The sequence below is a fragment of the Pseudomonas sp. LB3P25 genome (genome assembly GCF_054897985.1).
Window position 1 is genome coordinate 4176851 of sequence record NZ_CM142711.1, and the last position, 21326, is coordinate 4198176.

The window sequence follows — 21326 nt, forward strand, 5'->3', positions numbered from 1 at the left end:
CATTCATTTGAAACGATGTGCCTGCTCGACCAGCCAGGTGGAAAACATGACCGCGTCGGGGTGCTGGTCGGCCCCGGAACCGCGTACGAGGTAAAAAGACTCGCTGGCCTCGATGCGCTGGTCGAAGGGCTCGACCAGTCGTCCGTCCTGAAGCATCTCTTCAACCATCGAGGACCGGGCCAGGGCAATCCCCTGTCCCAACTCGGCCATGCGCAAGGTGGAAATCAATGTGTCGAACTGCATGCCGGTCGACGAATCGACGGTGTCTGCACCGACCATGTTCAACCAGTAACCCCAACCCTCTTCGTAACCCAGGACATGCAACAACGGATGGTTCGCCACGTCCGCCGGCACTGTCAGCGGCGAGCTCGCCATCAGGGCTGGCGAGCAGACTGGAAACAAGGTGTCCCAAGTCAGGCGCTGCGACACCAGGCCGGGCCATTGACCATGGCCCCAGCGAATCTCCATGTCGTCCTCACCATCCAGTTCTTTGACCCAGATGTTGCTGATGTAGCGGATGTCGACCTGTGGATGGGCCTGGCGAAAATCCACCAGCTTGGGCGCCAGCCAGTGCACGAAAAACGCCAGGCTGCCGCGCACCTTGATCGGCCGGCGTTTGTGCTGGCCAAAAATCTCGTTGGTCCCCACCGCCAGTCGAGTGATTGCATCCTGCACGACCGGCAGATAGGCCTGACCTTCCTCGGTCAGCCCCAGGCCACGGGGCAAACGCTTGAACAGCGCCACCCCCAGATGGCTTTCCAATTGGCGGATCTGCTGGCTTACCGCGCCCTGGGTCAAAAACAGTTCTTCAGCAGCGTGGGTGAAGTTCAGGCAACGGGCGGACACCTCGAATGCCCGCAACCAGTTCAATGGGGGTAACGTCTTTTGCTTCATGGTCTGAACCTCATTGACACCCCCTCCACCGAGCAATTTGCCCACCCCGTCGAAGGCGGCTAGAACGCATCGGACGGTTGTGCCAAGGGGGTAACCGACAAGCGTCGCTCGCGGCTTTTGCGCGTAATGTAATACACGAAGTAGCACCAGGCGATGAATGGCAAACCGAAGTACAGAGCCACCCGCTGTTCAGGGTCAAAAGCAATCCCGACACACGCAAGGCTGCAGCAGACCAGCGCTCCCAGCGGCACCCACGGATACCCCCGGACGCGGAACTTAAGGTCGCGGACATCGCCTCCATTGGCTACATAGTGACGGCGGAAAGCAATCTGGCTCGCGGCGATGCTCATCCACACCACCACTACTGCCAGTCCGGAGATCGACACCAGTGCCAGATAGATGGTGTCGGCGGCAAACACGCTGCTGAGCAAAGAGGCGGCGCCACCGGCCATGCTGACGATAATGGCGTTGAGTGGTGTGCCCATGCGGGTCAGGGCCGAGAACCGTTTGGGCAGGTGACCCTGGTCACTCAGGGTCCAGAGCATCCGTGAGGCAGCGTACAAACCGGAGTTGGCAGCCGACAATAAGGCACTGATGATCACGAAGTTCATAATATCTGCGGAGTACGGAATCCCGATGTAGGTGAACACGGTGACGAATGGGCTCTCTACCAGCCCGGCCTGTTCACGTGGCAATAGGGTCGCCAGGACAAAAATGGTCCCCACGAAAAAGATTGCCAGGCGTAGCACTGTAGTGCGAATGGCACGCGGCACATTGCTCTGGGGGTCCTTGGTTTCACCTGCGGCGATGCCGATCAGTTCAGTGCCGGAGAACGCAAAGGAGACCGCCAGTAACGTCATGGCAATCGGCATGAAACCGGTAGGGAAAAGCCCCTCGCGAGTGAAGTTGCTCAGCCCGATACTGTGAGCCTGATCGATATGCAGCAGGCCAAGAATTGCGCCACCACCGATTAGCAGAAACACCACCACGGTCACCACTTTGACCAGAGACAACCAGAATTCTGTCTCAGCGAACAAGCGTACCGAAATCACGTTGGTCAGAAACACCAAGCCTGCGAACAGCGCACTCCAAATCCATACCGGTGTATCCGCAAACCAACGCGCCATCAAAATCCCGGCGGCGGTAAATTCAGAGCCGATTGCCACAGTCCAGGTCAGCCAATACAACCACGCCACGGTGTAGCCGGTGCCGGGTCCGAGAAAACGCGTGGCGTAGGTGCTGAACGAACCCGTTTCCGGCATCTGCACCGCCAATTCGCCCAAGCACATCATGACCATGTAAACCATGAGTGCGCCGATGATGTAAGCGATGACCGCACCCAACGGACCGGCCTGGTTGACGGTGTACCCGGACGTGAGAAATAGCCCGGTACCAATGACGCCACCTAATGCCAACATGACAATATGGCGCGTCTGCATTTCCTGTTTAAAACCGGTACGTGTGTTGAGTTGTTCTTCTTTTATGGACATGGTTGTTCTCATGAAAGTTGTCAGGGCGCGCATTAACGTCTGCGATCAGTTACTGGGCAGAGTCAAAACAGGTCGCCACTAAGTTTTATTATTATTCCACTTCATGAACGCCTCACTAACGGCCTTGTCGTGAGGTACTAACGTTAAAACTTCAGCTTGCTGCCTCGATGCACGTTTTGTTGTTTGAGTGCTGTGTGTTTGCCTGTACCAGCTCATCGCGCGAACACCTGACAAAAGCGAACGCCTGCTTCAAATCGTCGAGCAGATCGTCAGTGTCTTCGATGCCGACCGAGACCCGCACCAGTCCTTCGGAGATACCCAGAGCCAGTCGTTCCTCCAGCGTGTTCTCGACATGGCTGGTGGTCCGGGCCGGGCCGTAAATGGTTTCCACTGCACCGAGATTGCCCGCGCAGTGGGCGAATCGAAGACGTGGCAAGAGCACCTTGACCGTGTCCATCCCACCGACCAGAACAAAACTGACGATGGCGCCGAAGCCGGACATTTGCGTGCACGCCACAGCGTGGTTCGGATGACCGGGCAAGCCGGGATAATTGACCGACTCCACCAACGGTTCCGTGCAGAGGAACTCCGCCAGGGCACGGGCACTGCGTTGCTGTTGACGCATGCGCAGCACCAGCGTTTTCATGCCCCGGATGATCATGTAGGCCGAGAACGGGTCGAGCGTTGCACCGTTGATTTCCCGATAATGACGAACCTTGGCCATCAAGGATTCGCTGCCGCACACCAGGCCGCCAAGCACGTCGCCATGACCGCTGAGGAACTTGGTCGCGCTGTGGATGACCACGTCCACCCCTAACGCCAGGGGGTTCTGATTCAGCGGCGTGGCAAAGGTGTTGTCCGCCACCACCACGGCACCGACGCGCTTGGCCGCAGCCACCAAACGCTGGATATCGAGTATTTTCAGGGTCGGGTTAGTCGGCGTTTCCAGGTACACCAACTGGCAGCCTTTGGCGATTTCTCGTTCGATCTCCTCGTGATCGAACGTCTCGCACAAGGTCACCTCCACACCTGTGCGCGGCAGGAACTCTTCGAAAATCTTGTTGGTGCCACCGTAGCTGTCCTTGGTCGACACCACACGATCGCCATTGGCCAGGAATGTGAAAAGCACACTGCTGATCGCCGCCATGCCGCTGCTGAAGGCCACGGCGGACTCGGCCATTTCCAGCTCGCGAATTTTTGCTTCGAGGGTCTCGACCGTCGGGTTGCTCATGCGGCTGTAGATAAAGCCCGGCGTCTTGCCCAACGCAACGTCGTACCAGACGTCGATGTCGTCGTAACCGTAAGCGGCGCTGACCACGATCGGTGTTTGAGTGGCGTTGTAGGGGTGCCTGACTTGCTCCCCGCCCCAGACCGCTCGGGTCCCCGCTCCGGCGTTATCAAGCCCTGCGTTGTCAGGTTTATTGTTCATTAAGACTACTCGCACTGAGGGTGGTGAGTGTTGAGTCATTCACCAGATCTGGCGGCCAATATATTGAAAAGCGGTGCGCCCGAGAAACGATGTTATCGGTGCCAAAGGGCTGCTTTTTTTAATGGCTGTGTCTAGCCCTGAAACAGGTTTACACCTTCTGATCTGTTTTTCAGGAGGGCATGATTCTTCAGCGGCTGTCGCCCAATGTCGCCTGGGCCATCGTCGGGGCTCCAGACTACCTCAATCGTTTTACCCCCTGCTCGATTTGGGTATCGCTATACGGCTACTGGTCTTGACCTCGCGTAACGACAAGCTGGACTGGATGGATGCAATACCCACCTGACGCCTGAGTACCTGCTCGATAAAGTCACTGTAGCTATCAAGATCCTCTGCCAACACTTGCAGCACGTAATCGGCATCCCCGGTGATCTTGTGACAGGACAACACTTCGGGCAGTTGCGCAATCACCGCCTCGAAGGCGTCCGGAGCGTGATCGGCGTGGGTGGAAAAGCGGATGTGCACGAACGCCAGGATGTCCAGCCCCAGCATTCGTCGATCAAGGTTGGCCTGGTAGCCCTTTATCACGCCCGCCTCCTCCATTCTCTTACGCCGCCGCCAGCAAGGCGTAAGGCTTAACGACAGCCGCTCACTGAGCTCGGCGTTGGAAATACTCGCGTCCTCCTGCAGTAACGCGAGAATCGCCAGGTCGGTGTCGTCGAGACTGATGCGTTTGGATGATTTTTTCTGCATTGCGCCATTCCTGAGTAAAAATTCCCGAATAATTTAGTAAACCACGAAAACAAAGCAAAGAAAGCGCCTCCCAGCCGGAACAGAATATTTGCACTGGCTCACATCAACGGATGCGCACAATGTTTACAGTTTTCAGTGATTCCCACCGTTTGCACCACGGCACCGAATTGAAAGACGGCGTGCTCAAGCCGTCCTTCGAACAGCCCAGTCGGGCCGATACCGTCCATCATCGGGTCAAACAGGTAGGGCTTGGCCAAGTCATCGAACCGCGAGCATTTGACCGGTCGTGCTATGTCAACGCACACAGCGAGCGCTATGTAGCCTTTCTGGAATCCGCCTGGTCTGAATGGAGTGCAACCGGACGCACCCACGATGCCTTGCCGCTGGTATGGCCAGTGCGTGATCTGGCCAACGAGCAAGTGCCGACGTTCATCGACGGCAAGCTGGGTTTCTACGCCATGGATGCCGGCTCCCCGATTACCGCCACCACATGGCAAGCAGTAAAAACCAGTGCCGATATCGCGCTGACCGGACTGGCGCTGATCGATGAAGGCCACGACAGTGCCTTTGCGCTATGCCGTCCGCCGGGCCATCACGCCGCGCGTGAATACATGGGCGGCTATTGCTATCTGAACAACGCAGCCATTGCCGCACAGCAGGCCATTACCCAAGGCGCCAAACGCGTCGCGGTACTGGATGTCGACTTTCATCATGGCAACGGAACCCAGAACATTTTCTACGGACGCAGCGACGTCATGTTTGTCTCGTTGCACGGCGAACCGGCGGTGTCCTATCCGTACTACTCAGGCTTCAGCCACGAAGTCGGCGTAGGGCATGGCGAAGGTTACAACCTGAACTATCCGATGCCGAAGAACACCACTTGGGAAAGCTACCGCAACGCCTTGCTCCACGCCTGCAAGAAACTCCAGCAATTTGCCCCTGTAGTGCTGGTTATTTCACTGGGCGTGGACACGTTCAAGGACGACCCCATCAGCCACTTCTTGCTGGAAAGCGAAGACTTCATCGGCATCGGTGAGCTGATAGCGGGCGTGGGCTGCCCCACCCTGTTTGTGATGGAAGGCGGCTACATGGTCGATGAAATCGGGATCAATGCGGTCAACGTGCTGCATGGCTACGAGAGCAAACGCGCCTGAGTCATCCCCCTGAATCGCGCACTTCAACTATTGAATCGGAGAATAAAAACATGACTCTTTTTATAGACGTCGATCATGCCGCACGCCTGTTCGCCAAGGTGGGAATCCGCCGGGCTATCCGCGAAATGGCGGCTTACATCGAAGCAGACTATTCACGCTGGGCGCAGTTTGATAAGTCGCCCCGCACCGCCAATCATTCGGCCGACGGTGTGATTGAGTTGATGCCGACCGACGATGGCCAACAGTACTCGTTCAAATACGTGAATGGCCACCCGGACAACGGACAAAGGAATTTGCTGACGGTCATGGCCTTCGGTGTCCTGGCCGATGTCCACAGTGGCTATCCAACCTTGCTCAGCGAACTGACGCTGACCACCGCCGTGCGCACTGCCGCGACCTCTGCCTTGGTTGCGAAGTCCCTGGCGCGGCCCGGTGCAAGCATCATGGCAATCATCGGCAATGGCGCCCAGAGCGAATTTCAAGCCCTCGCCTTCCACGAAATGCTGTCCATCAAGGAACTACGCATTTTCGATATCGATCGCGACGCTTCACTCAAGTTGAAGCACAACCTGTCCGCATTCCCGGATATCGAGGTGATTCTGGCCAACTCGGTACAGGAAGCGGTCAAGGGCGCGCACATCGTCACCACCGTTACCGCAGACAAAGCCTATGCGACGATTCTGACGCCCGAGATGATCGAGCCCGGCATGCACATCAATGCCGTCGGCGGTGACTGCCCGGGGAAAACCGAACTGCACGCCGAGATCCTGCGCAATGCCCGGGTCATCGTTGAATTTGAACCTCAAACCCGAATTGAAGGCGATATTCAACAACTGGAACCCGACTTTCCGGTCGTAGAGTTTTTTCGGATTGTTCAGGGCGAAGTGCCGGGCCGCGAGAACGACGCACAGGTCACCGTTTTCGATTCGGTGGGTTTTGCCCTGGAAGACTTTTCGTCACTGCGCTACGTGCACGATCTGGCGCGAGAGCATGCCATCGGTGAGCGCATCCATCTGGTGCCGACGCCTGCCAACATAAAAAATCTCTACCAACTGCTTGATCAGCAGCCAGCAATCGTCCCCTCGCACCTGCGCACGGCCAGCTGATAGCCATCGATGACGCCCCCTGAGCAAAGTGCCAAGGGGTCACTCACCGTGTGAGTGGACGAGAAACCCTGCCACCCCCAAACCACCACCGTCAGTAGCCGTTGCATCTCTAACAAGAACGCTAGACACCCACTTTCTGCCAAAACTCAAAAACATAAAATCAAGAGGTTTTGTAATGAAATCGACTCCGTCCGAGCGGGTTGAACAGCCCGCGCTGCAGCGCACGCTCAGCAATCGTCACATCCAATTAATGGCCATGGGAGGCGCCATCGGTACAGGCCTGTTCATGGGTTCCGGGAAGATCATTGCCCTCTCAGGCACGTCGATCATCCTCATTTATATGATTATCGGGATGTTCGTCTACTTCGTCATGCGCGCCATGGGCGAACTGTTGCTGTCCAACTTGAACTTCAAAACCTTCGCGGATTTTGCCGGTGCCTACCTCGGCCCGCGAGCGGCATTCTTCCTCGGCTGGTCGTACTGGTTGAGCTGGAGCGTCGCAGTGGTGGGGGATGCCGTGGTGGTCGGCGGATTCTTTCAGTACTGGTTCCCCGATGTACCCGCCTGGATACCGGCCATCGGTATGCTAATGACGCTGTTCGCCTTAAACGTGCTGACCGTCAGGCTTTTCGGTGAAGTGGAGTTCTGGTTCGCGATCATCAAGATCATTGCCGTCGTCACCCTGATTGGCGTCAGCATAGTGATGATTGCCAGCTCCTTTGTATCACCTAGTGGCGTTACTGCCTCCCTGAACCACCTGCTGGATAAACAGGCAGCCTTCCCCAACGGCCTGTTTGGTTTCTTTGCCGGATTCCAGATGGCAATCTTCTCCTTTGCCGGCACTGAGCTGATCGGTACTGCAGCCGCCGAAACCCGTTCCCCCGAGAAGACCCTGCCTAAAGCCGTCAACTCGATTCCGCTGAGAATCATTCTGTTTTATGTGCTGGCACTGGCCTGCATTATTGCAGTGACTTCCTGGCAACAGGTTTCGCCCAACAAAAGCCCTTTCGTCGAACTGTTTCTGGTTGCAGGGTTTCCCGCAGCAGCAGGTATCGTTAACTTTGTGGTGCTGACGTCTGCCGCCTCATCGGCCAACAGTGGCGTATTTTCATCCAGTCGCATGCTGTTTGGACTGGCCAGTCACGACAATGCGCCGGGGATTTTTCGGCGTTTGTCGGGTAATAGCGTGCCTCTGCTAAGCCTGGCGTTTACCACACTGTTGATGCTGGTGGGTGTACTGCTGCTGTTCATCGTTCCGGAGGTCATGACAGCGTTTACCATCGTCTCCACCGTGTCGGCAATCCTGGTGATTTTCACTTGGTCGACCATCCTCGCGTCGTACATTGCCTATCGCAAAAGCCGACCCGACCTGCATGCGCAATCGACCTACAAGATGCCTGGCGGCGTGCCGATGGCCTGGTTCTCCCTGGCGTTCCTGGGGTTTGTTCTCTGCCTGCTGGCATTAAGACCTGACACTCGTATTGCCTTACTGGTCATGCCAGGGTGGTTCATTTGGTTGGCAATTGCTTATCAGCTGACCCATTCCAGAAAGCTAAAATCCGCTGCTGGTTCGGCAAATCAGTACAGCTGATGTTCACCTGCCGCCTCCAGGTGCCGATGCAGTGAAACGCGCTTGAGCAACGTGGCGTTTGTGGGGCGCTGCGTTGCGTCCCACTGCCGATCACCCCATCCCCAATTAGGTGGGCTTGGTGGTGTAGTAAAGAAGCGAAAATCTGGTCGGTGTTTTCCGAGGCGAATCAACCTCGACAATTCGGTGCGCCCGGATCGACCTCGGTACCTACCGCCACATCACCCACAACTGTCGATCACGTATTGGACGGCGATTGCGGCGTATCAGGATTGAGTTGCTGACGCCTGAATTGCCCCGGAGGCTGGCCGTGGATCTGGCGAAAGCGTCGGGAGAAATAAGCCTCGTCAGCGAAACCGCACAACCTCGCCACCTCCCCCACCGGTCGTGTCCCATTAAGCAAATAATTGCGTGCCGCGTGCATCCTGCGCTCGAGCACCAGTTCGGTGAAAGTCTTGCCGATTTCCTTGCGCAACCAGTGCGTCAGGTACGTCGGTGACAGGTACGTCGCGGCAGCCACCTTGATCAGGTTGAGGTCAGGGTCGGCGATGTTCTTGCGCAAGTATTCCGACATCCTGCTCAGTGCGTCGCGTCGGCTGACTTCGGCGGCATTCTCTTCGGCCAACCGTTTGAGCGGCTCGGCATACAAGGCACAAACGCTCCCCACCAGTTGCAGCAACAACCCCTTGAGCATCTCGCGGGTGCCAAACTGACGGTTCTCATCCAGGACTCGCATCTGTTCGATCAGGGCACAGACTTTGTTGAAATCCTCATCGGCCAGAATGAAATCCAGATGTTCCTGAAAGCGGAACGGTGACAACTCCGGGGCCAGCAGAATCGAGACCTCCTCGAGATCCATCGGGTCGCACTGCAAATGCGGCAGCAGAAAGGTCTGGGAAAAATTGATCACCATGAAATTGCTGTCGGCCGGATGCGGAATCACGTGCACGCGATGCGGCAAGATGAAGGCCAGCGTATTGCGCGGAAACGAACGTTCGACGTTGCCGATGTGCTGCACGGTATCGCCACCTAGATTGACCTGGATCTGGAAATACTCGTGGCGATGCGGGCTGGTTTCGGCGCGCCGTCCTTTTTTGTCGCGGATGTAGAAATCCGTCAATTCGCTGCGTTGCTGCATGACGTAAGTGGGTACTCGACTCGGTGACGACATCGCCTGAGGATCCTCGGCAGGTACATGGACAGGTTGTCGTCGCGCCGCGATGCAGGCGGCGACCGCGGTGATTGTGAAGGCAGACACCGCTGGCTTCAACACGTCATAGGATGACAACGAAATACAGAGAATTAATTGTATCCGTGTGTGATGTGTCGTCTGTCCAAAAAACCACGAGCACAAAAAAATAATTAATCTATTAAAAACATCAGCTTATGAAACACATGACGCATAACGAAGGAAATGTGCTGATTTGATTTTTCTTGGACACCTGCATTAATCGCCTTTTACCGGAGAAAAAACGATCTAACGCCTCCATTGATTTTGAGAGGTTGTACGACCACTGTAACAACCAATGCAGCCCGACCCTTCCAAAAACAATCAAAAGGTGCGCTCGTGATGAACCTGTTTTTCCCCCTCGCCAACCCTCCCCCGACCGAGCCAGTCCGAAGGCGTATCTGAGCGCCTGACAGCGGCTGTCCGCGCCTCTCATTCAAGTAACGATTGCTCTGCCCCGGCACTGGGGGCATCGGCTTCGGCTGCGCGCGAACATCTCGATTCTTCTAACAATAAAAAGGTCTACTCATGTCGAACTCACAAACCTCCCCGTCCACCGCGCCGTCGGTGAGTGCCGGCGCCCGGGACGCCCTGCAGCCTCAGCGACTGCCGACGCGTCGGCGCTGGTTCATGCTGTCGTTGCTGCTGATTGCAACCATCATCAATTACATCGATCGGGTGAACATCTCGATTGCGGCACCGTTCCTCGCCAAGGACCTGGGCCTGGACAAGATCGAAATGGGTCTGATTTTTTCCGCGTTTGCCTGGACTTACGCCCTCGCCCTGGTGCCCGCGGGGTTTGTTGCCGATCGCTTCGGTTCCCGGTTCACCTACGGTGTATCACTGATCAGCTGGTCGACGGTCACCGTGTGCCAAGGCTTTGCCACAGGATTCGCTTCGTTGTTCGGGCTGCGCCTGGCTGTCGGCGCCATGGAAGCTCCAGCGTTTCCGGCCAACAGCCGAGCGGTCACGGTGTGGTTCCCGGCCCGCGAACGGGGCCTGGCCAGCAGCATTTACGTGTGCGGCCAATATCTGGGCACGGCACTGTTTACCGGTGTGCTGTTGTGGCTGGCCACGACCTATGACTGGCGCCATGTTTTCTACAGCACCGGGATACTCGGCATTGTGTTCGGTGTGATCTGGCTCTACGTGTACCGCGATCCGCTGAGCTGCAAGAACGTTAGCCAGGAAGAACTGAAGTACATCGAAGCCGGGGGTGGACTGGTCAAGAGCAGTCAGGAACGCACCCGGTTCAACTGGCGGCAGATCGCCGAGCTGTTCAGCTATCGGCAGATCTGGGCGATTTGCATCGGCAAGTTCGCCAGCACCTCGGCGTTGTACTTCTTCCTGACCTGGTTCCCGACATACCTGATCGAAGAACGCAAGCTGACCATGATCAAGGCCGGAATCTTCGCCGTGCTGCCGTTCGTGGGTGCAACGGTCGGCATTCTGCTGGCCGGCATCGTCTCCGACTTGCTGATACGCCGTGGTTACTCAATGTCCTTCGCTCGCAAGTTGCCATTGGTGGTCGGATCGATGCTGGGCATGTCGATCGTGCTGGTGAATTTCACCGACTCGAACGTGATCTGCATTGCCGTGCTGACCATTGCCTTCTTTGCCCAGGGAATCGCTTCGTCGTCGTGGGCGGCCGTATCGGAAGTCGCGCCCAAGGAACTGATCGGCCTGACCGGCGGGGTCACCAGCCTGGCCGCCAACATCGGCGGGATCGTCACCCCGATCGTGATCGGCGGCATCGTCCACGCGACAGGCTCGTTTGCCTACGCCTTCTGGTTCATCGGCGGCGTGGCGCTGATTGGCACCTTGTCCTACTCGTTGTTGCTCGGTCGCTTGTACCGCATCGAACTCAAGGCGCGCTGAGCCAAGACACCGTTTTTCTCCAACACGAGGCGGTATTCGTCCAACTTCGCAAAAGATTGCCGCCGTACGCTGACACTTCTAACAGGACGACTACAAAAATGACGATGACCGAGTATGTGTTTACCCCGGATCTGCCCGTGACCTTGCCGGTTGCCGGCAGCCAGCAGCGCTTTCCCGTTGGCCGGGTATTTTGCGTCGGCCGCAACTACCCTTGGCCAGACACTCAAGGCCAGTCCCGGCAGCCGCCAGTGTTCTTCATGAAGCCGGCGAGCAACGTGGTGGATGCGGCGGGTGAAGTGACTTTCCCGCCGTTGACCGAAGAGTTTGTCCACGAAATCGAATTGGTCGTGGCCATCGGTGAAGGCGGCGCCAATATCCCGGAGAGTCAGGCGCTGGCCTATGTCTGGGGCTATGCCGTCGGTCTTGACCTGACCCGTCGTGATGTCCAGCGCGCGGCCAAAAGCAATGGTTTGCCGTGGGAAGGTGCCAAGGTGTTCGACGGCGCCGCGCCGATGACCGCCATCGTGCCGGTCATGCGGGCAGGACATCCCGATGGCGAGTTGTGGCTGAACGTCAACGGCGAAGAACGACAGCGCGACAGCCTCGACAGCCAGATCTGGTCGGTCAGTGAAATCATCAGCCGCATCTCGCAGTCGGTAGCGCTCCGGGCCGGTGATTTGATCATGACCGGCAGCCCGGCAGGCGTCGATGTGCTGCAACCGGGCGACATCATCAACGCCGGGATCGACGGCATCGGCCAACTGGAAATGCGCGTCGGTCAGCGACCTTGAACCCGGCATACGCCCTCGTGAATTGAAAAAAGGAGATAACAGCATGTCCAGTCCTTTGAAAGTGGCCCTGGTCACCGGCGCCGGTAGCGGAATCGGCCGCGCCGTGGCCCTGGCTCTGATGGCCGACGGATTCACCCTGGTATTGGCCGGACGTCGACCGGAGCCGTTGCAGGCATTGGTCGAATTGGCGCTCAGCGAAGGACACGAAGCGTTGGCGGTGCCCACTGATGTGCGCGACCCGGCCAGTGTCGATGCGCTGTTTGCCACCATCACCGAGGTCTACGGACACCTCGACGTGGTGTTCAACAACGCCGGGGTCAACGCCCCTGCCGTGCCGCTCGATGAACTGACGTTCGAGCAGTGGCGAAACGTGATCGACACCAACCTCAACGGCGTTTTCCTCTGCGCCCGTGGTGCCTTCGGACTGATGCGCCGGCAACAGCCACAGGGCGGACGCATCATCAATAACGGCTCGATCTCAGCGCATACCCCACGCCCCTTCAGCAGCGCCTACACCGCCAGCAAACATGCGGTGTTGGGGTTGACCAAATCCCTGGCCCTGGACGGGCGCGAATTCAACATCGCCTGCAGCCAGATCGACATCGGCAACGCCTTGACCGAAATGTCGGTGCGCATGACCAAAGGCGTGCGCCAGGCCAACGGCACCATCGCCGTGGAGCCGATGGTGGACGTCAAGCATGTGGCCGATGCCGTGCGCTACATCGCCACTCTGCCGCTGGAGGCGAACGTCCTGAACATGACCGTCATGGCCAGTGCCATGCCGTTTGCCGGTCGCGGTTAAACCGGCCTTTTTATTCCGTTACGCGAGGTTTACATGAAGCCAGAAGTCTTGCAGCTCAGCCCGATCCTGATCCCTGAAATCAACGCGCGGCTCGATGAGCTGTTTACCGTCAGACGTTACTTCCAGCAGGCCGACAAGCAGGCTTATTTGCAGGAACACGGCGCGAACATTCGCGGGGTGATCACCGGCGGGCATACCGGCATCAGTCAGGCGCTGATGGCGCAATTACCGAAACTGGAAGTGGTGGCAGTCAATGGCGTCGGTACCGATGCGGTGGACCTGGCTTACGCCCGGGATCGCGGGATCCGCGTGACCGCGACCATCGGCGCGCTGACCGAGGATGTCGCCGACCTGGCCATCGGCTTATTGATCGCCGTGTGCCGGCGCCTGTGCACCAGTGATCGTTACGTGCGTTCGGGCCAATGGCCCCATAGCCCGACGCCGTTGGCACCATTGCCATTGGCGCGTCAGGTGTCGGGCATGCGCATCGGGATCGTCGGCATGGGCCGGGTCGGCCGTGCAGTGGCGACCCGGGCCGCAGCGTTCGGCTGCCCGATCAGTTACACCGATCTGCAGCCGATGAGCGATGTGAACCACACGTTCATCGCCGATCTGAAGCAGCTGGCCAGCAACAGTGATGCGCTGATTCTCGCGGCCGCTGCCGACAAGGCTGAAGCCATCATCAATGCCGAGGTGCTGCAGGCGCTGGGCAAGGACGGGTATCTGATCAATGTGGCGCGCGGCAAGCTGGTCAACGAGGTCGATCTGGTGGCGGCGCTTGCCGCTGGTGAGATCGCGGGTGCGGCGCTGGATGTGTTTGTCGATGAACCGAACGTGCCCGAGGCCCTGTTTGGTAACGAGAACGTGGTGCTGCAGCCCCATCGCGCGAGTGCGACGCTGCAGACCCGAACGCGGATGGGAGAGATGGTGGTGGCGAGCCTGGTGGACAGTTTCGCCGGGAGAATACCGCAAGGGTCTGTGACTGACTGAACGTTGGCCGCCGAGGGGACGTTGCGTTCCCTCGGTGGCTCGGTGGCTCGGTGTCAGGAAAACAGATCGACGCCCAACTGGAAGGCGCCCCACAGCGCGAGGCCTGTAGCAAAGGACGATGCCGACGACATCGGGACCGGACATCACGGCCAAGGCAATAAAGGCCAGGGTCATGATCGCCAGCAGCACCTTCTTCACCCTTCGATCATCGAATAAATATTACGACCCACCAGCATCCACACAGCGAGTACCACCGCCAGTGAACACAGCAGGGGCTGGTGACCCGCCCCCTTGATCATGTAGGCGTTCATCAAGTGCCCCATCAGCAGGGCGTAGACGAGCATGAACCAGGCGAAAAAGGGATTCAGCTGCGCATAGCCTTGCAGGATGGTCATGCCCTGGTTATTGCACAAACGGAAGCGAGCGATTATGAACATAGTAGATATGACGTCGCACAACCATTCTTGAGCGAGTGTGTATAGAAAGGTTTCAAGCTCGCGGTTGCGTGAATGGCACCGAATCGGGCTGTGGTCAAGCAAACACTACGCCTGAGCCACGACGTATCTTTCCAACCTGAGAAAAAACAGCGATTGATGTCGTTTAAAGACAGTCATAGGATGACCGACCACAACCATAAAAATAAAGGATCACCTGTGAGAAAACCCCTCCTCATGGCCGCTGCAGTTGTCTACGGCCTCAGCCTGCAAGCCAATGCCGCCACTTTTGCCTATATCTCGAGCCCGGGAGACGGTCTGATTTCCCAGTATCGCCTTGACCAGAACAACGGCGCGCTGAGCCTGATTGAACAGGTCAACGCCGGTGATCAGGTCAACCCCATGGCCATCACCCCTGACGGCAAAGTGTTGTTTGCCGCCTTGCGGGTCAAGCCGTTTCAGGTGCTGGGCTACCGCATAGACCCCAAGAGCGGACATCTGACTCCACTGTCCAAAGCGCCACTGGCAGAAAGCATGGCTTACCTGTCAACCGATAGAAAAGGACACTATCTGCTCGGTGCATCCTACGGTGCCGACACCGTCAGCGTGCAGGCCATCGACAAGGCCTATCAGCCTTCTGCCAGCATCCTGAGCTACAAGACAGGCCCGCATGCGCATTCGGTTCGTACTGACCCGAGCAACCGTTTTGCCTACGCGGGCAATCTTGGCGCGGACCAGGTGCTGCAATATCGCCTTGATGCCAAAACCGGCGCGCTCACCCCCATCGGCAGCGGCTACATCAGTGTCCCGGACAATACCGGGCCTCGGCACCTGGCCTTTTCCCCGAATGGCAAATACCTGTATGTGGTCGGTGAAATGAGCGGCACGGTCACAGCGTTTTCAATCAATGACAGCACCGGCGCATTGACTCAGATTGCCGTTGCCAATGGCATTCCCGAGCGTTTGAAACTGGCACACGGCGAAGTCCGTGATGCCCGTAACAACGACTTGAAGGACGACCCCACACCCCGTATCTGGGCGGCGGACCTGCGGATCTCGCCCGATGGCAAGCTACTGTTGATGACCGAGCGCACCAGCAGTTCGGTATCGGCATTCGCGGTTGAGCCTTCTACAGGCGGCTTGAGCTTTCTCGAGAACTATCCGGTGGAAGAGAAGCAGCCACGCAATATCGCTTTTTCACCCAGCGGGCACTGGTTGCTAGTGACGGGCGAGAAAAGCGAAAAAGTCGGCACTTACGCGGTCAGCAACAACGGCGCCTTGAAACGTGTCGGTGAAGCGGCGTCGGGCAAAGGTGCGTTATGGATTGAGGTACTGCAAACGCCGGTGGAGTAATCTTCGGGCGGAAAAAGACGCGACGCATGGAGGTCGGGAGTTGGCTCATTCCGACCTCCATGGTTTGGCGGTTATCCATAAAACGCTGCCTTGAATCGCCGTGGGTTTCTCCGGGCACGTTCTTGCAAACGCTGGTTTGGTAGCTCTCCGTCACCATGGCGCTAGCCTGCCCCTCGCAACACTGCGATATCTCGTTTAGGCGCGACTCCAAACAGCCTGCTGTATTCGCGGCTGAACTGCGAAGGGCTTTCATAGCCGACTTTGAACGCCGCGCTCGATACATCCTGATGCTCGTTGAGCATCAAGCGCCTCGCCTCGTTTAGCCGTAGCCATTTCTGGTACTGCAACGGGCTCATCGCGGTGAGCTGGCGGAAATGGTGGTGAAAGGTCGGCGTACTCATCTGTACCCGGGCCGCAAGGTCGTCGACGCGAAGGGCCGAGGTGTAATTCAACTTCAGCCAATCGATGGCTTTGGCGATCCGATAGCCCTGGCCATCGACAGAAGTGATTTGTCGCAACCTGCCTGCCTGATCACTCTTCAAGAGACGGTAGTGAATTTCACGCTGGATCAAAGGGGCGAGAACAGGAATGGCTTCCGGCTCATTGAGTAGCGCCAATAATCGCCCGAACGGCGCCAGCATGGCTGCGGTCACTGTACCGATGCCTACCCCTTTCATTACAGGCCGTTCACGGGTGGGCGGCAGGTCACTCTGCGCTATCAGCTCAGCCAGCATGCGCAGATCGAGCTTGAACGTCAGCCCGAGGCACGGCTGCTCCGGGCTTGCAGCCAGCACCTCTGAATTGGCGGGTAAGTCGAATGAGGTGACAAGAAAGCGCGACGTGTCATACGGATAACCTTCGCCGCCGACCCAAAGCTGTTTCTCGCCTTGGGCGACGAGAATGATGCTCGGCTCGACCATGCAAACGACGGGCGGCGACGGGTGTTCGCGCCGAAAGAAGCCGAGGCCGGCAATCGGTGTTGTGTAGTCACCCGGTTTCAAGACTCGCGCGCCGATGGTCTGCGCGAGTACTTCTTGGGGCGATAGGTGTTGAGCAGTGGTTTCGTGCTTGATTGTCATGTTCGTCTCATGCCTCTTCGCTGAACTCTAACTTGCCCGCTCGCTACCGTCCTGAAGAAGAGCGCAGATTCATAGAATCAGGCAAGTAATCCAGCGCAATGCACTGTAAGGAGTCTGGTCAGAGCGGGAAAATGTTCATCCGACACACCCATCGAGGATGCTCCCATGCTTGTCAAAGCCTACGGTGCTCACGCGGGCGACAAACCCCTTGAGCCTTTGCAGATCAGTCTCCGCCCCCCCACCTCTCATGACGCTCAGATCGATATCGCCTTCTGCGGTATTTGCCATTCGGACTTGCACCAAGTGCGCGCTGGACGCTCGCCGGCTCCAGCCAATAACGACTCAACCGAAAGGACGATCCAGTGAAAGGTATTTTTCTCGCCTTCGGGCTGCTTGTTACCTCTTTTTCTTCAATGGGAGCCGATATGTCAAACGGCGCGGACAACTTCTACAAAAGCGAGAAAGTGACCGTTGAAAAGGTCATCTTCAACAATCAATACGGAATGAAAGTCGCGGGCAACTTGTTCACCCCGAAAGACCTCGACCCGAAAACGAAAAACGCCGCCATCATCGTTGGCCACCCCATGGGCGCGGTAAAGGAGCAAAGCGCAAACCTGTACGCCACCAAAATGGCCGAGCAGGGATTTGTCACGCTGTCGCTGGACTTGTCCTTCTGGGGCGAAAGTGAGGGCACACCTCGCCAGGCGGTCTCGCCTGATATCTACGCCGAAGACTTCAGTGCCGCCGTAGACTTTCTCGGCACTCGACCGATAGTTGATCATGAGCGTATCGGCGTCATCGGAATCTGTGGCAGTGGCAGTTTCGCCATCAGTGCGGCCAAGATTGATCCGCGCCTCAAGGCCATCGCCACCGTCAGCATGTACGACATGGGCGCGGCCAATCGTAACGGCCTCAAGCACGGCGTAACGGTTGAACAACGCCAGCAGATCATTCGCGAAGCGGCGCAACAGCGCGATGTTGAGTTCCAAGGTGGGCAGACCCGCTATACCAGCGGCTCACCACTGAAGCTGACCGGCAATGCCGTGGGTGACGAGTTCTACGACTTCTACCGCACCCCGCGAGGAGAGGTCACGCCTGCCGGCGCATCGGCGCAGACAACCACGATGCCGACGCTTTCCAGCAACGTGAAATTCATGAACTTCTATCCGTTCAACGACATCGAGACCCTCTCCCCTCGCCCACTGCTGTTCATTGCTGGCGCCCAGGCACACTCACTCGAGTTCAGTGAGGATGCGTACAAACGGGCGGCCGAACCAAAAGAACTGCTCATCATTCCAGATGCCGGGCATGTGGATCTTTACGACCGGGTCAACCTTATTCCGTTCGCCAAGTTGACCTCGTTCTTCAAAAGCAACCTGAAGTAACCTGAACGGTGCCCTGGCCGGGCATCCGTTCTCTCTCGCGGCCTCGCTCCCGGGGCCGCGACGCTTCGCGCATTACAGGATTCAATCAATGATCCAACACACGCTCTCAGCCTCGCGAAAACCTGAACAATCGTGGGCTGCTGTATTCGCCATGTCGCTTGCCGCCTTCGTTCTGGTGGCATCGGAGTTCATGCCCGTCAGCCTGCTGACACCGATTGCCGCAGATCTGCATATCACCGAAGGGCAAGCGGGCCAGGGCATTTCAGTCTCCGGGCTGTTTGCGCTGTTTGCCAGCCTCCTGACCGCTTCGGTGGCGGCGCGGGTCGACCGCAAGCCACTGCTGTTGTCCCTGACAGTGCTGATGATCGTTTCGGGAACCGTGGTCGCGTTCGCGCCGAACTACTGGGTGTTCATGGTCGGCCGCGCGCTGATCGGCGTGGCCATTGGTGGCTTCTGGTCATTATCGGCGGCAACCGCCATACGCCTGGTGCCTGACGACCAGATCGCTCGCGCCATGGCAGTCGTCAATGGCGGCAACGCTCTGGCGACGGTGATTGCAGCACCTTTGGGCAGTTTTCTCGGCGCCTTGATTGGATGGCGCGGTGCATTTTTGTGCGTCATCCCGGTCGCGGTAGTCGCCAGTATCTGGCTTTTGGTCAGCCTTCCTGCAATGAAGTCGCAAAGCGGTTCAGGCACTGGAAATGTTTTCAGGTTGATGAAAAGCACACCGGTCGCGCTAGGCATGGTGGCAGTCAGTGTCTTTTTCATGGGCCAGTTCATGCTATTTACCTACCTGCGCCCGTTCCTTGAAACGGTCACGCAAGTCAATGTTTCCATGCTGTCGCTGATGCTACTCGTCCTCGGTCTGGCAGGCCTCGCGGGCACCTTCCTGATTGAAGCATTCTTGAAAAATGGCTTGCATCGCACCCTCATCGTCATCCCGATATTGATGGCGGTAATCGCAATGGCGCTTGTGTCATTCGGCAGCTCGGTGGCCGCCACCACGGTCTTGCTGGGGCTCTGGGGATTGGTTGCGACCGCGGCGCCGGTGGGATGGTGGACATGGCTGGCCAGAACATTGCCAGAGGATGCTGAAGCCGGAGGCGGCTTAATGGTGGCGATCGTCCAACTGGCCATTGCATCCGGCGCAACCGTTGGCGGGCTGGTATTTGACTCGAACGGCTATCGAGCGACTTTCGAGTTGAGCGCCACGTTGCTAGGCGTGGCGGCAGTTCTTGCCTTCCTGGCTGCGCGCGCAGCCTCGCGGGAGCCAGCTGCATCGGTGAACATCGCTTGAAAAAACACAAGACGCGCCAAGGCGAGTCTTGTGGTCCCAGTGGAGCAATCGGTTGCTGACTGGACGGTAAAATCAGCGTGCGCTGTCGATGATTTGACCGCCGTCAGGCGTCAGGCTATACCCCGTCAAAAATTGCCCATCCTTGCTGGCGAGAAACAGCACCACCGGCGCAATGTCCTCTTCGGGCGATCCATAACTGCTCCAGCAACAAACCGATTCAGTACGCGTCAGAATCCTGAACTTAAACGCACTGGACAGTGCTGGATTTCAGCATTTCCCGCCGGAACGAAAAAAGGACCCGAAGGCCCAAACCGGCACGCTTGCATCCAATGCGAGCGAAGATAGGTTCCCGGTAGTAGAGCCAGTTTTCGTGCCTCCTTACCTGCCGGATCCTCAGCTGAATCATCTGCTTGGCACTAGTTTTTTTTGCGATAGGCCATCGAGTCATCGATACGTTTGAGTATGTAATCGCCCGCAGCCACCGGCGGATACAGGCTCTGCGCCGGGTCGATACCCAAATCGCAGGGATCGACTCCAGCGCTATAGGTCGGGTCGTAGAAGGTCGCGATGGAGTAGCGCTCATGACCTGAAGTGTTGATCACTCGGTGTAGGGTTGAACGAAAACGATCATTGGACCAATGCGCCAACAGGTCTCCGACATTCACTACCAGACTACCCGGGATCGGCGTGGCCTCGATCCAGCGATTGGAGCCCAGCTCGCGCACCTGCAAGCCGCCGCTGTTGTCTTGATAGAGCAAGGTGATGCAGCCGTAATCTGTGTGCGGGGCCACACCGAACTGATCGGCCCCAGCCTGCGGGGGCTGCGGAGGGTAATAGACCATCTGCGTGCGCTGCAGCGGCTTGGTGTATTTATCCGTGAAAAAATCCTCTTCGATTCCCAATCCCACCGCCACCGCGCGCAACAGATCAGCCCCAGCCTTGCCGATTTCCGCATAGTACTCAGCCAATGCCTCACGCAGCTGGGGCATGAATGCGGGCCACTGATTCGGCCCTCGCAAGGCCTCACCGGCAAGGACGCAAGGATCATCCTCCGCCAGCTCCAGACCGATACTGAAGAATTCCTTGTGATCGGGCTTGGTGGCTTCATACATGGTCGCTCCACCCAGTGCATGCCAGCCTCGATGCCGGTTGTTCACTGCCACCTGGCGTTTGACCTCAACCGGAAAGGCAAAGAACTGCTCGGCAGCCGACATGGCTCTGTCTATCACCGTTTGCGGTACACCGTGATTGATGATGTAGAAGAAGCCGGTTTCGCTACAGGCTTTTCGAATGGCGTCTCCGGCTCGACGAATACTCGCCTGATCACCTTCGCGGACACCGGACATATCGATCAAGGGCAGATTGGTGCTCGAGGTCATGTTCACTCCTGGGTGCATCGTGCATGCAGTGGTGGGATAACGGGTTTCGCCAGCGAATGACGAACCGGTATATACAGGACAAAGCATTTACTGTGCCGACCCAACAGGCAGTCGCCAGCAAGCCTCGGGCTAAAGCGAATAGCACTTTCTAATAACAGCACGAGACCGCAATAAATCTGTTACCCGCCGGTTTCCCTTCGCCCCAGCAGGGGGCGGAGAGACCTCATTTGGTGCAACCTTTGGTTACAGGCCTGAACAAAGAAACACCCGTGATTCTCTTTTCGTTTTGGATTAACAGG

General features: G+C 57.6%; 17 protein-coding genes and 2 pseudogenes. 11 read left to right on the forward strand and 8 right to left on the reverse strand.

Going from position 1 to position 21326, the window contains the following annotated elements; all coding sequences use genetic code 11:
• Positions 1 to 3 precede the first annotated feature (3 nt).
• The 4 genes from ACYZTW_RS19035 to ACYZTW_RS19050 form a co-directional block, all read right to left on the reverse strand.
• Complete coding sequence (locus tag ACYZTW_RS19035; protein WP_462001309.1) at positions 4 to 894, reverse strand: LysR substrate-binding domain-containing protein; 891 nt, start codon at positions 892 to 894, stop codon at positions 4 to 6.
• Positions 895 to 953: 59 nt separating this feature from the next.
• A complete protein-coding gene (locus ACYZTW_RS19040) occupies positions 954 to 2384 on the reverse strand; it encodes an amino acid permease (RefSeq protein ID WP_462001310.1) in 1431 nt (476 codons plus the stop codon).
• 151 nt (positions 2385 to 2535) lie between these two features.
• A complete protein-coding gene (locus tag ACYZTW_RS19045) occupies positions 2536 to 3813 on the reverse strand; it encodes a cystathionine gamma-synthase family protein (RefSeq protein ID WP_462001311.1) in 1278 nt (425 codons plus the stop codon).
• Between the two features lie 249 nt (positions 3814 to 4062).
• Positions 4063 to 4563, reverse strand: a complete 501-nt coding sequence (locus ACYZTW_RS19050; RefSeq protein ID WP_462001312.1) for an Lrp/AsnC family transcriptional regulator — start codon at positions 4561 to 4563, stop codon at positions 4063 to 4065.
• Positions 4564 to 4682: 119 nt separating this feature from the next.
• On the opposite strand from ACYZTW_RS19050, the gene ACYZTW_RS19055 reads away from it, so the two are divergent.
• From ACYZTW_RS19055 to ACYZTW_RS19065, 3 genes are all read left to right on the forward strand, one after another.
• Entirely contained in the window at positions 4683 to 5717 is a 1035-nt protein-coding gene (locus tag ACYZTW_RS19055) for a histone deacetylase family protein (protein ID WP_462001313.1), read from the forward strand.
• Positions 5718 to 5767: 50 nt separating this feature from the next.
• Positions 5768 to 6823 (forward strand): ornithine cyclodeaminase, encoded by a 1056-nt coding sequence (locus ACYZTW_RS19060; RefSeq protein WP_462001314.1) that lies wholly within the window; start codon positions 5768 to 5770, stop codon positions 6821 to 6823.
• A gap of 175 nt (positions 6824 to 6998) precedes the next feature.
• Positions 6999 to 8414, forward strand: a complete 1416-nt coding sequence (locus ACYZTW_RS19065; RefSeq protein ID WP_462001315.1) for an amino acid permease — start codon at positions 6999 to 7001, stop codon at positions 8412 to 8414.
• Positions 8415 to 8649: 235 nt separating this feature from the next.
• On the opposite strand, the gene ACYZTW_RS19070 is transcribed toward ACYZTW_RS19065, so the two are convergent.
• Complete coding sequence (locus ACYZTW_RS19070) at positions 8650 to 9582, reverse strand: helix-turn-helix transcriptional regulator (RefSeq protein ID WP_462001316.1); 933 nt, start codon at positions 9580 to 9582, stop codon at positions 8650 to 8652.
• Positions 9583 to 10167: 585 nt separating this feature from the next.
• Between ACYZTW_RS19070 and ACYZTW_RS19075 the strand changes: the two genes are divergently transcribed.
• The 4 genes from ACYZTW_RS19075 to ACYZTW_RS19090 all read left to right on the forward strand — a co-directional run bounded on the left by ACYZTW_RS19075 (position 10168) and on the right by ACYZTW_RS19090 (position 14100).
• The gene (locus tag ACYZTW_RS19075; RefSeq protein ID WP_462001317.1) at positions 10168 to 11517 is read left to right on the forward strand and encodes an MFS transporter; all 1350 of its coding nucleotides are present in this window, start codon (positions 10168 to 10170) and stop codon (positions 11515 to 11517) included.
• A 98-nt stretch (positions 11518 to 11615) separates the two neighbouring features.
• Positions 11616 to 12308, forward strand: coding sequence for a fumarylacetoacetate hydrolase family protein (locus tag ACYZTW_RS19080; protein WP_462001318.1), 693 nt, complete (start codon positions 11616 to 11618; stop codon positions 12306 to 12308).
• A 43-nt stretch (positions 12309 to 12351) separates the two neighbouring features.
• Complete coding sequence (locus tag ACYZTW_RS19085; RefSeq protein ID WP_462001319.1) at positions 12352 to 13110, forward strand: SDR family oxidoreductase; 759 nt, start codon at positions 12352 to 12354, stop codon at positions 13108 to 13110.
• A 33-nt stretch (positions 13111 to 13143) separates the two neighbouring features.
• Complete coding sequence (locus ACYZTW_RS19090) at positions 13144 to 14100, forward strand: 2-hydroxyacid dehydrogenase (RefSeq protein WP_462001320.1); 957 nt, start codon at positions 13144 to 13146, stop codon at positions 14098 to 14100.
• A gap of 114 nt (positions 14101 to 14214) precedes the next feature.
• Here the strand turns inward: ACYZTW_RS19090 and ACYZTW_RS19095 are convergent.
• A pseudogene (locus ACYZTW_RS19095) lies at positions 14215 to 14531 on the reverse strand (Nramp family divalent metal transporter); the annotation flags it as partial.
• A 222-nt stretch (positions 14532 to 14753) separates the two neighbouring features.
• Here ACYZTW_RS19095 and ACYZTW_RS19100 point away from each other — a divergent pair.
• Positions 14754 to 15887, forward strand: coding sequence for a lactonase family protein (locus ACYZTW_RS19100; protein ID WP_462001321.1), 1134 nt, complete (start codon positions 14754 to 14756; stop codon positions 15885 to 15887).
• Between the two features lie 161 nt (positions 15888 to 16048).
• Here the strand turns inward: ACYZTW_RS19100 and ACYZTW_RS19105 are convergent, their stop codons facing one another.
• The gene (locus ACYZTW_RS19105) at positions 16049 to 16966 is read right to left on the reverse strand and encodes an AraC family transcriptional regulator (protein WP_462001322.1); all 918 of its coding nucleotides are present in this window, start codon (positions 16964 to 16966) and stop codon (positions 16049 to 16051) included.
• 165 nt (positions 16967 to 17131) lie between these two features.
• Here ACYZTW_RS19105 and ACYZTW_RS19110 point away from each other — a divergent pair.
• The 3 genes and pseudogenes from ACYZTW_RS19110 to ACYZTW_RS19120 all read left to right on the forward strand — a co-directional run.
• Positions 17132 to 17278 (forward strand): annotated as a pseudogene (locus tag ACYZTW_RS19110) (NAD(P)-dependent alcohol dehydrogenase); the annotation flags it as partial.
• Between the two features lie 113 nt (positions 17279 to 17391).
• On the forward strand, positions 17392 to 18351 hold the full coding sequence (locus ACYZTW_RS19115) for an alpha/beta hydrolase (protein ID WP_462001323.1): 960 nt from the start codon (positions 17392 to 17394) through the stop codon (positions 18349 to 18351).
• Between the two features lie 88 nt (positions 18352 to 18439).
• A complete protein-coding gene (locus tag ACYZTW_RS19120; RefSeq protein ID WP_462001324.1) occupies positions 18440 to 19648 on the forward strand; it encodes an MFS transporter in 1209 nt (402 codons plus the stop codon).
• Between the two features lie 416 nt (positions 19649 to 20064).
• On the opposite strand, the gene ACYZTW_RS19125 is transcribed toward ACYZTW_RS19120, so the two are convergent.
• On the reverse strand, positions 20065 to 21027 hold the full coding sequence (locus tag ACYZTW_RS19125; RefSeq protein ID WP_462001325.1) for an isopenicillin N synthase family dioxygenase: 963 nt from the start codon (positions 21025 to 21027) through the stop codon (positions 20065 to 20067).
• Between the last annotated feature and the right edge of the window lie 299 nt (positions 21028 to 21326).